The 14,704-nt window shown below is 43.8% G+C and carries 12 protein-coding genes; 1 reads left to right on the top strand and 11 read right to left on the bottom strand.

All coding sequences use genetic code 11. The features are described from left to right. Positions 1 to 31: 31 nt before the first annotated feature. The 9 genes from RMY64_RS01320 to tpiA form a co-directional block, all read right to left on the bottom strand. On the bottom strand, positions 32 to 2,473 hold the full coding sequence (locus tag RMY64_RS01320; RefSeq protein WP_322699081.1) for a HEAT repeat domain-containing protein: 2,442 nt from the start codon (positions 2,471 to 2,473) through the stop codon (positions 32 to 34). Between the two features lie 529 nt (positions 2,474 to 3,002). Next, entirely contained in the window at positions 3,003 to 3,479 is a 477-nt protein-coding gene (locus RMY64_RS01315) for a hypothetical protein (protein WP_322639115.1), read from the bottom strand. 227 nt (positions 3,480 to 3,706) lie between these two features. Next, positions 3,707 to 4,795: a 2-aminoethylphosphonate aminotransferase gene (locus RMY64_RS01310; protein ID WP_322682379.1), complete on the bottom strand. Its 1,089-nt coding sequence runs from the start codon at positions 4,793 to 4,795 to the stop codon at positions 3,707 to 3,709. Positions 4,796 to 4,886: 91 nt separating this feature from the next. Beyond that, complete coding sequence (aepY, locus tag RMY64_RS01305) at positions 4,887 to 6,047, bottom strand: phosphonopyruvate decarboxylase (RefSeq protein WP_322699080.1); 1,161 nt, start codon at positions 6,045 to 6,047, stop codon at positions 4,887 to 4,889. A gap of 381 nt (positions 6,048 to 6,428) precedes the next feature. Beyond that, the gene (aepX, locus tag RMY64_RS01300; protein ID WP_322699079.1) at positions 6,429 to 8,084 is read right to left on the bottom strand and encodes a phosphoenolpyruvate mutase; all 1,656 of its coding nucleotides are present in this window, start codon (positions 8,082 to 8,084) and stop codon (positions 6,429 to 6,431) included. Between the two features lie 191 nt (positions 8,085 to 8,275). Further along, positions 8,276 to 9,031 carry a phosphocholine cytidylyltransferase family protein gene (locus tag RMY64_RS01295; RefSeq protein ID WP_322682382.1) on the bottom strand — a complete coding sequence of 252 codons (756 nt, stop codon included), beginning with the start codon at positions 9,029 to 9,031 and terminating at the stop codon, positions 8,276 to 8,278. 176 nt (positions 9,032 to 9,207) lie between these two features. Then, complete coding sequence (locus tag RMY64_RS01290) at positions 9,208 to 9,921, bottom strand: 2OG-Fe(II) oxygenase (protein ID WP_322699078.1); 714 nt, start codon at positions 9,919 to 9,921, stop codon at positions 9,208 to 9,210. 33 nt (positions 9,922 to 9,954) lie between these two features. After that, a complete protein-coding gene (locus RMY64_RS01285) occupies positions 9,955 to 10,560 on the bottom strand; it encodes a CDP-alcohol phosphatidyltransferase family protein (protein ID WP_322699077.1) in 606 nt (201 codons plus the stop codon). A 276-nt stretch (positions 10,561 to 10,836) separates the two neighbouring features. Next, positions 10,837 to 11,568, bottom strand: coding sequence for a triose-phosphate isomerase (gene tpiA / locus RMY64_RS01280; RefSeq protein ID WP_322699089.1), 732 nt, complete (start codon positions 11,566 to 11,568; stop codon positions 10,837 to 10,839). A gap of 247 nt (positions 11,569 to 11,815) precedes the next feature. Here tpiA and RMY64_RS01275 point away from each other — a divergent pair, with 247 nt between their 5' ends. Beyond that, positions 11,816 to 13,297, top strand: a complete 1,482-nt coding sequence (locus RMY64_RS01275) for a GTP-binding protein (protein ID WP_322682385.1) — start codon at positions 11,816 to 11,818, stop codon at positions 13,295 to 13,297. Positions 13,298 to 13,486: 189 nt separating this feature from the next. Here RMY64_RS01275 and RMY64_RS01270 read toward each other — a convergent pair whose 3' ends face one another. Then, entirely contained in the window at positions 13,487 to 13,678 is a 192-nt protein-coding gene (locus tag RMY64_RS01270; RefSeq protein WP_094348875.1) for a hypothetical protein, read from the bottom strand. A gap of 99 nt (positions 13,679 to 13,777) precedes the next feature. After that, positions 13,778 to 14,551: an imidazole glycerol phosphate synthase subunit HisF gene (gene hisF, locus RMY64_RS01265; protein WP_322675124.1), complete on the bottom strand. Its 774-nt coding sequence runs from the start codon at positions 14,549 to 14,551 to the stop codon at positions 13,778 to 13,780. Positions 14,552 to 14,704: the final 153 nt, after the last annotated feature.

Below are 14,704 nucleotides of genomic sequence, written 5' to 3'. Positions count from 1 at the left end.
CTGTTTCCTAAATCCTTTGTGAGCAAGCTTTTCAAGACTTAACGGGAAAAGTCAGAAACATCGACTTGCCTAAGCCGGAATCTCCTTCTAAGATAATTTGTCCTTGAATACTGGGTAAGGCTGCGGTAATTGGCTGGATGTCTCCTGAAGTGGGAACTTTGACTTGAGATTCTGGGAAGTATGATTGGTCATCAAAATTATCTAAGCCGGCATCGGCTAATAGGGAAGGTTTGAATGGTTCAAATAATTTGCGGCGGAAGGGGGGAAACCAGGTGAGGAGAAAGCCGACATAGCCGACGCCTAAGATTCGGCGTACCCAAGGGTTCCAGAAAAAGATGGCTTGGACTTGGGGAAATTTCGGGTAGGCAAAGATGAGGAGAAGCCAAAAGGCAATGTGAGCGATGATGGTGTTTCTGGCTTTGAAAAACCACCCCCAACCCTCAAGGTTATTTATCTGTGACCGTACTGCAAAAGCTTTAGTAGGGTAGGAAGTTTTGAGATTGTTGTAGTGGAATTGTAGCAAACTAATATCTTGCCATTTCCAATGAACTTTTTTGTTCTCGGCAACTATTGAAATCTGTTCTGCTAAATCTTCTCTTAATCTATCCAGCCCCTTACTAGGTTCCCAGGCTTTGAGAAAAACCTCCAGTGTTTTCTTGCCTTCATTGTGGGTAAGTTTCTCAGGAATTGTTTTTCTCTCAGGTCTACCTAGCCATGTTAGTAGCGTTTTTACTTCATCTGTGCCGCCACTCAGGAAGTAAGACCAAAACCGCCAATATTCAAAAGCTCCGTCATCTCTAAGGCTTCCCTGGTTTGGTTCATAGACATAATTTAAAACTACAACAACCTCTTCCAACTTGAGTTGTTTTATATTTTCCAATGCCGAAGCCGCACTGCCACGAACAGATGAGTCAACCTTTTCATCCTTGAGGAAGTTAAGGATGTCAGGGATATACTTGGCTGCCACCTGTCCCAGGTTGCCCAATGCCGAAGCCGCACTGCGACGAACAGATGAGTCAACCTTTTCATCCTTGAGGAAGTTAAGGATGTCAGGGATATACTTGGCTGCCACCTGTCCCAGGTTGCCCAATGCCGAAGCCGCACTGCGACGAACAGATGAGTCAACCTTTTCATCCTTGAGGAAGTTAAGGATGTCAGGGATATACTTGGCTGCCACCTGTCCCAGGTTGCCCAATGCCGAAGCCGCACTGCGACGAACAGATGAGTCAACCTTTTCATCCTTGAGGAAGTTAAGGATGTCAAGGATATACTTGGCTGCCACCTGTCCCAGGTTGCCCAATGTCGATGCCGCACTGCCACGAACAGATGAGTCAACCTTTTCATCCTTGAGGAAGTTAAGGATGTCAGGGATATACTTGGCTGCCACCTGTCTCAGATTGCCCAATGCCGAAGCTGCACTGCTACGAACATATGAGTCAACCTTTTCATCCTTGAGGATGTTGGCGATGTCAGGGATATACTTGACTGCGGCGTCTCCCAGGTTGCCTAATGCCAAAGCTGCACTGCCACGAACATATGAGTCAACCTTTTCATTCTTGAGGAAGTTAAGGATGTCAGGGATATACTTGGCTGCGGCGTCTCCCAGGTTGCCCAATGCCTCAGCCACATTGCTACGAACATATGAGTCAACCTTTTCATTCTTGAGGAAGTTAAGGATGTCAGGGATATACTTGGCTGCCGCCTCTCCCAGGTTGCCCAATGCCTTAGCCACACTGTAAAGAACATATAAGTCAACCTTTTCATCCTTGAGGAAGTTAAGGATGTCAGGGATATACTTGGCTGCCGCCTGTCTCAGATTGCCCAATGCCTCAGCCGTATTGCTACGAACATATAAGTCAACCTTTTCATCCTTGAGGAAGTTAAGAATGTCAGGGATATACTTGGCTGCCGCCTGTCCCAGGTTGCCCAATGCCTTAGCTGCACTCCTACGAACATCTGAGTCAACCTTTTCATCCTTGAGGAAGTTAAAGATGTCAGGGATATACTTGGCTGCGGCGTCTCCCAGGTTGCCTAATGCCAAAGCTGCACTGCCACGAACATCTGAGGAAACCTTTTCATCCTTGAGGATGTTGGCGATGTCAGGGATATACTTGGCTGCGGCGTCTCCCAGGTTGCCCAATGCCGAAGCCGCACTGCCACGAACATCTGAGGAAACCTTTTCATCCTTGAGGATGTTGGCGGCTTTCTCGGCAATTTCCTCCGGTTTTTTAAGCACAATTTTTAAATCTTGCGGCTTATATTTAGCTAATTTGGCAAAAGCATATACCTTCACTTTGGGGTAGCTGTCCTCAAGAGCTGCTACTATACCGTCAATCTGCCAGGGTTGCGGTTTGGGTTTGGGGGTTTCTTTAGCGTTAACCCAAGGCAGACAAAAAAGGAAAGAAAGGATGAAGGCTAAAGCATAAAGGATAAAGCGAGAAGGCTTGCTGCGGTGGCGGGGAGTTGTTACCATGTTTGGAGCAAGGTGGCAGAATACACGAGATTATGAGTATAATAACAACCTTGCAATTCCTAATTCCTGATTGAGAATGCAATTTGGTATCAACAAGTAGTAGACGATCTGCATTTACAAGTATAAAAGACTCGCTCACGAGTATAAAAGACTCGCCCGCGAGTATCAAACACTCGTCCACGAGTATAAAAGACTCTCCCGCGAGTATAAAAGACTCTCCCGCGAGTATAAAAGACTCGCTCACGTGTATCAAAGACTCGTCCACGAGGATCAAAGACTCGCTCACGAGTATAAAAGACTCGTCCACGAGTATCAAACACTCTCGCACGAGTATCAAACACTCGCTCACGAGTATCAAAGACTCTCCCGCGAGTATTAAAGAACTTTCAAATAAAAAAGGACTCAAATAATTCTTGTGGGGTGGGCGTCTCGCCCGCCCATAGCTAAAGGCGGGCAAGATGCCCGCCCCACAAGATTGAATAATTTATTGGTTGGAAATCCCTAAAGACTCTCCCGCGAGGTTTAAAGCCTATGAACCAGAAGCAGCTTTAGCAGGTTTACTTTTAATAGCTTTAAAACGATCGCCTAACTGTTCGGCAAGACTTTTTAACCCTGGAGTTTTCTTAGCAGCAGTCTTGACGTAATCATAAACTGTCAAACTGCTGCCCATTGCTTCGCTACCGACAGCCATTAAGGTATCATCTACTTGTTCTGTCAGTTGTCGCAATCCAATCAAAAGCTCAGTAAGTGTGATTGCTAATTGATAATCCCGCACAAATTCATCGACATCAAAGCTGGCTGGGAGAATATCTCGGTTAGACTGGGCCGCAGTCAGGCTGGTATTGACGAAAGCTAGGCTTTTATCGCCCATCTTAAATAACTTGCGTCGTTCTTCTACACTCAGGGTAACGAGAAAAGGCATCTTCGCTTGGATAGTCGCAAACGCTGCTTTAATTTCTTGAATATCTGCTGGGGAAAGGGAGCCTGTAATATTTTGGTATGCCATTGGTTATTTACTGTGGTAAATCTGTTTGTTATGATTCCCACTGGTAAATGCGATCGCACAGTATTTAAGGAATGGGGAGTAGGGAAAATAACCTCTCTGGTGTACACATAAGTCGAATTACCCCCCTTAATCCCCCCGATGTATTGGGGGGAAACAAGAAAAATCCGGTTCCCTCCCCTTTGCAAGGGGAGGGTTAGGGAGGGGTAAAACTTACGCTTCAAGTCAGTTTACCGAATAATTTCCTTAACAACGCCAACAAAGCGTTCCATGTCGGCTTGGGTAATAGCTCCCATTGTCGAGACTCGAAAGATTGATTGAGCTAAATTCCCCTGTCCAGAATAAATTATATAATCTCGTGCTTTCAGTTGGTCGTGAAATTCTTCATAGCTGAAACCGTCTGGTAAGTAGTAGGCATTCAAGACAACGGATGAACTGCCAAGAGGAAGTAAGGGTTTAATTCCGAGTGAGGCTAACCCGTCTCTAACTAAGCTGGCAAGTTGGTTGTAATGGTTGTGTCTGGCACGCCAACCTCCTGCTTCTGCCATTTCTTGCAAAGCTTCTGTTAAAGCATAAAATGTCTGTACTGATTGCGTAAAAGGTGTGCCGCCTCGTTCTTGCTGCTGGTAATAAGTTCCTAAATCTAAATATAAGGTGCGGGGGATTGTGTCTACTGAAGGCAGTGCATCCCGTTGCAGGATGACAAAGGACGTTCCGGGAACGCCATGCAGACATTTATTCGCTGTCGCAGCGCAAGCAGTGATTCCCCAATCTGCAAAATTTAATTCCTCAGCACCAAAGCTGCTGACTGCATCTACTAATAGTTTGATACGGCGTTCTTGGCAAATTGGGGCAAGTTCTGCCAAATTATTTAAGCGGCCGGTAGTAGTTTCGTGATAGACAACAGCAAGGTGGGTGATGTCGGTGTTTTCATCTAGGAGTTTGACTAAAGCTTTGATATCGATTTCGGCATCCCAAGGATGGGAAAGTGTGATGTAATCAATGCCGTGAATTTTGGCGATTTTGGATAGTCGTTCGCCATATACACCGTTTTCAATGACTAGTAATTTTCCGTTTGTGGGTACTAAACTACTAATCATTGCTTCCATCGCGGCGGTTCCAGAACCGGTCAGGAGAACTGCTGCCCAGCGATCTTTTCCAAGCCCATAAACTTGAAGTAGCTGTTCGCGGATTCTGCTTTGAAGTTGAGAAAATTCTACTTCACGGTGGCATAAATCGGGACGTAATAAGGCGTTTCGGACGCGATCGCTCAAATTAACGGGGCCGGGATTTAGTAAAATCATTTTGTCATTTGTCATTTGTCATTGGTCATTGGTCATTTGTCATTGGTCATTAATAAATAAAGAGTTTGTACTTTGAATTTATTAATTACGAATTACGAATTACGAATTACGAATTACCAATGTGTTTCATGAAGCGTTGTAAAACTGCTTCTGGGGTGATGTTGGGTCTGGGTAGTTTTTCTAAAGTTCCGGGACGGATTTTTAAATGAGCGAATTTAGGTCTGGTGTTAGCATCTGCGGTAAATAAAGTATCTAAAAGGGCGGGGTCATCTCCGGCTAATGTCACGCCGTAACCGCACGCTTCGGCAATTTTGGCAAAGGAAATACCCGCCGAAACAGTGGCTTGTGCGCCTGTGGAATCGTGGACTTCATTATCTAACAGAATATGGGTCAAGTTAGCACCGCCATAAGTGCCGATGGTCGCAAAATTACCCATTCGCATTAATGCTGCCCCATCGCCATCAATTACTACTACCTTCAGGTCTTTCCGCGCTAAGGATAATCCCAATCCCATTGAGGAAGCGCAGCCCATTGAGCCGACCATATAAAGATGATTGGCGCTGTCTTTACTGGCGAAGAGTTCGCGTCCCGTATATCCGGTGGTGGCAATTATTACAGTGTTTTCTGGATCGGTAAGTTCCACAATCCGAGCTAATGCTTCGCTGCGAGAAATGCGTTGTTCTTTGTTGTCCCGAAAAAAGCTTTGCTGAATATGAGCGCTATGACTGTTTTCTCGTTCGGGGATAGAAGAACGAGTGAGTGCATGGGGGGCGATCGCTCCTTTACGCATAATTAAAGCATAAGGACAGCGTTCTTGTTGCATATAGGCTGTGGCTCTTTGCAGAACTGGTTCTATTTCTGCTGCATCTGTAGGAAAATATTCCCAAGGTATAGTCATTGTTTGCAGCAATTTCTCTGTGATTTGCCCCATTAATTGATGTTGCGGTTCATCTTGCAACAAGCGATCGCCTCTTAAAGTACAAATCAGCAGTAATGGAATCCGAAAGATATAAGTGAGGGAGGTTAGCGGGTTAACTGCATTTCCCAAACCAGAGTTTTGCATCATCACCACTGCGGGTTTTCCAGCAATTGCGGCTCCAGCTGCGATCGCTACTGCATCTCCCTCATTGGCTGCGGAGATATATTTAAGTTGAACGTCATTGATGACGTAGTTAATAAAAGGCGTGAGAAAAGAACAGGGTACGCCTGTGTACCAGCCAAAGCCAAGATTACGCGCAGCTTCTACAAATTCTTCTGCCTGAATCATAATTATAAATTTACAGCTATTTTCAGGTATTTAAACGATTGAAATGGGGAGTGGGAAGTTGGGAGTGGGGAGGAAAGATTATTAGTTCGACCTCTGAACTCGGAACTTCAGTCTTTGAACTCGGAACCTCGACCTCTGAACTCGATACTCCGACCTCTGAACTCGGAATTTCGACCTTTGAACTCGGAATTTCGACCTCTGAACTCGGAACTCCGACTTCTGAACTCGAAACTCCGACTTCTGAACTCGAAACTCCGACCTTTGAAGTCGGAACTTCAGCCTTTGAACTCGGAACTTCAGCCTTTGAACTCGAAACTTCAGCCTTTGCACTCAAAACTCCGACCTCACAATGCCCAATGCCCCATGCCCCATGCCCCATTTCTATTGTTTCAATTGAAAAGCAAGGTCAAGATCGTCCAAAGAATTAACATCTAACCAGTTACCGCGAATATAAAGTACCTTGATCGGTTTGCCTTGCTCGATTAAATAATTGCATAATTCCGGTAAACCCAGACTGTTAAATTCCGGTCGTTTTTGCAATTCATTGAGTGCTTCACTAACCCATTGTCTACCTTGACTCCGCAAGCGCAACATCCCAATCCAGCGACCGCTAGAGTTTCCTAATTGCGTTTGTGTGGTTTTAGAAATGTTCAACAGATTGACATCCTGTCCAAACAGAGAAAGATCGTCTGGAATTGAGCAATAAGCATAGTCAGGTGAACCGCTAACAGACTTGCTGTTCGCCACAGAATCAACTACAGCCACAATTTCTCCGGGACATTCTAATAAATCCCGCAGAATGTAGCTTCTAAATAGTAAATCGCCGTAAAGCACCAGCATTTCTTCGCCAAAACTAGCTTGAGCTACGGCTAAGGATGCTAATTCTCCCGTTGTTTCATAATCTGGGTTGCGGATGACTTTAGTCCCCGGAACATTGATGGTTTCTGCTTTGTAACCGGCGACAACGGTAATATCATTGATGGCAAGTTTCTTGAATTTGTCTACTAACAACCTGAGTAGAGGTTTACCTCCAAGAGGTAACATTACTTTTGGTTTATCTTGCGTCAATCCTGCTAATTCTTGGCCTCTGCTAGCAGCCAAAACGATCGCTTGGGTATTTTGTCGTCCGTTGTTAAAGTAGCGTTTTTCAGCTTCTTGGAGTTCATCTGCCCCTTGTAGCCGGAAGATTTCTTTTACGGGAGCAATATCATCTTCAATGTTGATTAAAGTTTCGCTGGCTTTCACTTCGCGGGCGATCGCTTGCATACTAGCAACAGCAGCTCGAATCAGATGGTTTGCCCAAATGACCAAATTCACTTCCGCTTTCCGAAAAACATCAGTAGGTGTGCTGTAATATTTAGTCGGTATAAACACTAACGGAGAACGACCCGCCCATTCTTTAGCAAAGGCTAGCACTTGATCGGGGCGCGATGATTTACTGTGAATCAAAATCGCGTTTGCTCCTGCGGCGTGGTAAGCTTCACCTCGGCGCAGCGCCTCCGAAAGATCCCAGCCGGCAATCAAAGCTTCGAGTCGGGCGACGATGCAAAAATCTGCATCTGTCTGACTATCTTTACCCGCCTTAATTTTGCCGCAGAATTCATCAATATCAGCTAAAGCTTGGCGACTACCATTGATAAAGCTGTTGGTTTTGGGAAAAAGCTTATCTTCAATACAGACTCCAGCAATTCCTCGCTGTTCTAACTTTTTGACCAGGCGACGCATATTATTAAAGTTGCCATAACCTGTATCGCCGTCTAATAAAATCGGGATGCTGGTGACATCAGACATAAACTCAAGCATTTCTACAACTTGAGTCCAACTGGCTTCATTATTATCTCGAACGCCATACTGAGCCGAAAGGGCTAGTCCACTCGCCCAAATTCCTTTAAATCCAGCCTCTTCCACAATCCGGGCGCTAATCCCATTGTGAGCTTCCATAATGAAGTCGAGTTGAGGCGATTCTAGTAATAACCGTAATTGGGCACATTTATTTAATTTTGCAGCGGTGTCAATGGGTGCAAATATTTGATGCATTTATTCTGCTTTTTTCAACCTATATAATATTGCGATTCTCAATTACATGGAATACAGACCTAACCCCCAGCCCCTTCCCTACTAGCGTTGGGGAGTAAAAATTCAAAGCCTCTCTCCTTTTAGGAGAGAGGTTTGGAGAGAGGTCAAACTGTAATGTATCCAAACCAAAACCGCTATAAATGAAGATATTTTCAGACATGTTCTGCGACTTCTATCTGAGGTAAAATCTCGTTTTGGGCGCGTTGAATATCTTGGGGAAAATCGATTTCGAGCCAAGGTAAACCAGTAATGTCTTCGTAGCCAAATGTTTCTGGAGTTTCTAAGAGCAGATCCCGAATTACTTCTTCATAAGGTTCATTATCCCGTCCGTCTGCAACATATTGTTCTGTGCGAATCGCAAGACGGCGAGCAACAGCACTTTCAAAATGAAAGAATCCTACTGACTCACCCGCAAAATCATAAGCTAAACCAGGAGCTAGTTGTTTACGAAACTCCACGAGATAATTATCTCTAACACAAAGCTTTACGGGTTCATCTCCCGGTTCAAAATCCCGATCTAATAAAAAGCTGTTGAGGATATTTGTCTTTACCAATCGTTCGATGATGCGGCGATCGCACAATACATCTGCATCCATTAATAATATGTCATCGCCAGCAACTAAATGCTGACGTACAGTCCAAAGGCTGATCGTACTGCCTTTGGTGTAGTCAGGATTATAAACTGTACTGACCCAACTTTCGGCTCCTAATGCTTTGATTTCATCCTGAATTCTTTCTGCTTGATAACCCACAGCAATCACTACTTCATCAATTTGGTAATGACGGAGATTGTTAAAATGGCGCTCTAGTAAAGATTTGCCATTAAAATTCAGTAAGCATTTGGGTTGGATTTGCCCATCTTTACCTAAGCGTCGTCCAACGCCAGCAGCTAAGATAATTGCCTTCATCGTCAAATCACCAACAGTAGCTTAGACACCAGTAAATCTGGAAATTTTCCCAGTATTTTATAATGACTGTTTTTTGCTCAAGACAATATTTGTTAATTAATTCTTAACATAGAGCAGGCAGGAGGCAGGTGGTCACTGAGCGTAGTCGAAGTGAGGCAGAAGGGAAAATGGTAGTGCTAAGAGCGAAACACTTGGCGAAAACCAAAATAGGCGATCGCATCTTTCATATTTGAGACAAAACGTTTTAGCATACCCATACGGGTGTCGGTGACGTACTCCAAAGTCAAAACAATGCGCTTTTCGTTGTCACCTAAAGGAGTAACTCTGTGGTAAAGTTTGTCACCATTGAATAATACTAGAGTACCAGGGGTTATGGAGAGCGATCGCCTTTGTGTCTCCCGTTCTGGAATATCTTTGTAGAGTTGATATTCCAGCTTACTGGATGAATTATCAACCAAACCAAGCAACACTGTATAGCGTTTCCCGCGATAGTAAGAAGTATCGTAATGATACTGGATATGGTCTCCAGGCTCAGTGTAATAGTACAGCGCGTAAGTGTGGGGATCGGAATCAGGACAGGGAAGGAGCTTTTCTGCCGTAATTTTGTTCAGGAACTCGAAAAAGGCACTGAGTTGATAAAACTCTCCGAAAATCGGAGCAAGGCTATCTAAGCTATAGCGGCTGATACTACCGCCCTTTTTATGATTGGGAATATAGTTGCGGTTGATAGCAGGTTGCAAAGATGGCAACAGCGCCAAAAACTGCTCGATGATGCAGCTAGGGACAAAGTTTTCAACCACCAAAAATTCATTTTGAGCTTGAAACTCAGCTTGAAGTTTCTGGTAATCAACGGCTGCTATAGCTTTATCAATTTCAGTTTGAAGCTCCATTGATAATTATTTATTCTCTCACTGCTTCCTTATCTAGTTTGATTCCGGCTGCGGGAGTGTCCAAAATTGCCAAATTACCCATACTGCAAAGGTTGGCGCGCCAATTGTCGCTGCCATTAATAACGGCTCTAGTCCATTCAGTAAGGGAACTATGGGAAACAAATATAGCACGTCTTCAATGTCAAAGCCGGCGAAATTTGGTTGACGGCTGGCATCTTTACCTAAACGTTGTTCCATTTGGTTTCGCAAATGAAAGATGCAAGCAACAGACACGCCAGATATTATCCCCATCACCAACGCCCACCAACCAAATTTTCCCTCTTTAAGACCATATCCCATACACACAAACAATAGAATATGGATGATAGCGTCACTAGCAAGGTCATATTGATGTCCCCATTTGCTACTTTTCCCACTCAAACGAGCTAATTCACCGTCTGTATGATCGAGAAAGTTAGATAAAGCAAATAACCATGCTCCAACATTAACCCAAATGGGATCGCCAACTGCGAGGGCGACAGCCGCCGCCAACCCTGTCAAAAGTCGCACTGTAGTAAGATGATTGGGATTTACCCAACTGTCTTTTAGAGGTTTAATTAGCCAGTAAGCAAGTTGAGCATCCCAAGGCTTTGCGATCATAGATGAACTTAAATTTGATCTGGTCTTGGAATATATATATAGCGGTTCTCATTTGGATGCAACATCTATTAGGGTAAGTAAGTGGGTGGGAAATAAAGATTTCCAACTTCTGAATACTTAATATCTGGAACATTTGTCATTAAAAACAGTCCTACAAAATTCAATTCTGAATTTTGACCGGAGGCGGAGCGTCTCCGGCTTTGCTCCTGAGTTCTGAATTCTTCTTATCTACATTAGGCATTCCCATGCTCTGCATGGGAACGAGAAAAAAGCACATCACACTGATTTAAAATTCACAATCCGAGCGAAACTCTCAGGTTCTAGACTTGCTCCTCCCACGAGGACACCATCAATTTCTGGTTGAGCCATAATCTCATCAATATTATTCGGCTTGACTGAGCCGCCATATTGAATTGATACATTCGGATTAGTCAACTGGCTACGAATTAAGCCAATTATTCGATTAGCTTCCTCTACTTCACAAGTGTCGCCAGTGCCAATCGCCCAAATCGGTTCGTAAGCAATCACCAAATTATCTTGATCGATATCTACCAAGGCTTTGTCGAGTTGGAGAGCAATGAATGATTCAGTTTCTCCCGCATCTCGTTGTTGTTTACTTTCGCCAACACAAAGAATTGGAGTCAAACCAAACCTTTGAGCAGTTCGGAGGCGCAGATTAACGGTGGCGTCCGTTTCTCCAAAATATTGCCGTCGTTCGCTATGACCGACAATCACAAAGCGCACACCACTTTCTGCCAGCATTGGACCAGAAATCTCACCCGTATAGGCTCCATATTCTTCCCAATGGATATTTTGTGCCCCCAGTTGGATGAGGCTACCGTGCAAGGTCTTGGACAAAACGTTTAAATCAGTGAAAGGAGGACACAATATCACTTCTCGCCCTTGGGGGGTTTCCTCTAAATGAGGCAGAAATCCTTGTAAAAACTCTTGGGTTTCTGCCTGGGTTTTGAACATTTTCCAGTTGCCGGCAATAACGATTTTCCGCACAGGTAATTTAGTCAAGATCCTAACGCGTTATATTAGATGCATTTTTCAGTTTATGACGTTTTGTTAGCCATTGGTCATTAGTTATTAGTCATTGGGCATTGGGAATTGGTCATATTTATTCCCCTTGCCCCTTGTCTCCTTTGTCTGCATCGTCTCGCCAAACCCCTCATAAAAATAACTAGGATAGTAAATGAACTGTATCTAAAATTTAAAATCTAAAATCTAAAATCTAAAATCTAAAATTAATATGACTTCGACATTGCCCGTGCCTGAACCTCATCAAAGCGATTCCGCTAATACTGACGCAAATTCTCTCAGCTGGGAGGAAGAATTGGATAGTGCTATTTTCAGTTTTGAAGACATTCAGACGGAACTGAATTATAAACAAGCACAAACAGCGTTGCGAAACTTGGTAGCCAATCTCGATCTTACTCCCCAGGAAAAAACCGGATTGGAGGCAGAAATTGCTGATTTGGAAATTATGCTAGGGAAGTTAGACCGCATGGTGGTGCAGATTGCGGCTTTTGGCATGGTGGGACGTGGTAAGTCTTCGCTACTAAATGCTTTGGTTGGGCAAACGGTATTTGAAACTGGGCCGCTGCACGGTGTCACCCGTACTGCACAAACAGTTAATTGGAGTATTAGCGAGGAGATGATTGGGGAAACTGAACGTGCTTTGCGTGTGACTCTTCCTGGTGTAGGTCAATCCCAGGTGGAATTAATTGATACTCCTGGGTTAGATGAAGTAGATGGTGCAACTCGTGCCGCCTTAGCTGAACAAATTGCAAAACAAGCAGATTTGATTCTGTTTGTGATCTCTGGCGATATGACAAAACTGGAATACATAGCCCTTTCTCAGTTGCGGGAAGCAGGTAAACCGATTGTTTTGGTGTTTAACAAAGTAGACCAGTATCCAGAAGCAGACCGGATGGCAATTTATCACAAAATCCGGGATGAAAGGGTGCGGGAATTACTCACACCTTTGGAAATTGTTATGGCTGCGGCATCGCCATTGGTGAAGACGGCGATTCGTCGCCCTGATGGTACGAGGGGCATACAGTTGCGTACAGGGAATGCCCAAGTCGAGGAACTGAAGCTGAAAATATTGGAAATTCTGCATCGTGAAGGTAAAGCCTTGGTTGCCCTTAATACCATGCTTTATGCCGACATTGTAAATGAGCAATTGGTTGAGCGAAAACTGATGATTCGGGAACAGAATGCCAATCAGTTGATTTGGAAAGCTGTGATGACTAAGGCATTAGCGATCGCACTCAATCCTCTAACTGTGGTAGATATTCTGAGTAGTGTGGTAATTGATATTGCTCTGATTTTGGGTTTATCTAAACTCTATGGCTTCTCTATGACCGAAGCTGGGGCTGTACAGTTGCTACAAAAAATCGCCCTGAGTATGGGCGGTATCGGTGCTAGTGAATTGTTAGCAAATTTAGGCTTGAGTGGATTAAAAACTTTACTGGGAATTTCTGCAACAGCTACGGGTGGCATTGCACTAGGCCCTTATATATCGGTGGCGATTACCCAAGGAGGAGTAGCTGGTGTTTCTTCTTACGGTATTGGACAAGTTACCAAAGTTTATTTAGCCAATGGCGCAACTTGGGGGCCTGATGGCCCGAAAGCAGTGATTAATCGAATTTTGACAAATTTGGATGAGACTTCAATTCTTAACCGGATTAAAGATGAATTACTCCAGAAAGTAAAACTCAAAAAGTGATGTATAAATTAGGTTTGGTCAGCTATATTTATCCTTGCACTTACCTATTCCAGAAGGCAAAAATTATACTTTCGGATACTTTTAAAACATCCTCTTAAAATCAGCTATATATAATTGCTTAGTTATTATTACTTTGTCAAGCTTTCTGGAAACTAAATTTTAAATATCCCCTCTAGCAGTCAGCACTCTCTAGGATACTTGCAACAAATAGGTCATACAATGCCCCATCAAAAAGTAAACTACTAACATGGCAGCAGCAGCCAGAGCAACTAAGGTACCAGCTAACATTAGAGAAAATTCTTTACTCTCGTAGGCTTTTTCCATTAAGTGCAGCGACCACGCTACTAGGGCGACATCAAAAAGTAAAATAGGAAGCAACATATTTCTTAATATTTGTTAATACTTGTAAAATAATATTAACACCCTTTTCAGGAAGTGTGTCTAACCTTAGATAGATGTCATTAAATGAGTAATGGTGGATCAACAGAATGTTCTGACTGGCACGTTGCGATCGCGCAAGTAACTTTTAATTTCTGCTACGCTTAATTGTCCGTAATGTAAGAGTGACGCGAGTAATGCGGCTTCAGCCTTGCCTTCAGTAAGGGCAGTGTAGATATGTTCACAATTACCTGCACCACCAGAAGCAATAACTGGAATTTCTACAGCATTGGCAATCGCCCGTGTAATCTCAATGTCATACCCGGCTTGGGTTCCATCAGCATCCATACTTGTGACTAGCAGTTCTCCGGCCCCCCGTTTTTCAACTTCCTGTGCCCACAATAGGGCATCTAAGCCTGTATTTTCTCTGCCACCCCGCACATACACATCCCAACCTGGATTCTCCGGGTTATTTCTGCGTCTGGCATCAATAGCAACAACTATGCACTGATTACCAAAGCGATCGCTTGCCCGATTAATCAAGTCTGGTTCCCGCACTGCCGCAGAATTAATACTAACCTTATCTGCGCCCGCCCGTAACAAAGCTTTAACATTTTCTAAGGATTGAATGCCACCACCTACAGTCAATGGAATAAAGACCTGTTCAGCAGTGCGGTAGACCACATCTAAAATTGTAGCTCGGTCTTCATGAGTAGCTGTAATATCCAGAAATACTAACTCATCAGCACCGGCTTCGTTGTAAACCTTGGCCAGCTCTACCGGATCGCCTGCATCTTGGAGATTAACAAAGTTAACTCCTTTTACAACCCGTCCCGCCTTCACATCTAAGCACGGTAAGATTCTTTTAGATAACATAATAACTTTTGTACTTCTGGGTAATTAGCCGGAATTTAAATTTTAAATTGGCGCGGGTATTCTCAAACGAAAATTTTCACAAGTATGAGGAATGAGGCATTGGAATTAGGAAAGAGGTGACAGGTGACAGGTTATAGATGAATAATCTGTACC

Origin of the sequence: Nostoc sp. DedQUE08, assembly GCF_034530895.1 — a bacterium.
In the GTDB taxonomy this organism is placed as follows: domain Bacteria; phylum Cyanobacteriota; class Cyanobacteriia; order Cyanobacteriales; family Nostocaceae; genus Nostoc.
The sequence above is the reverse complement of the archived record's forward strand: the minus strand, read 5'-3'. Positions and strand labels throughout refer to the sequence as shown.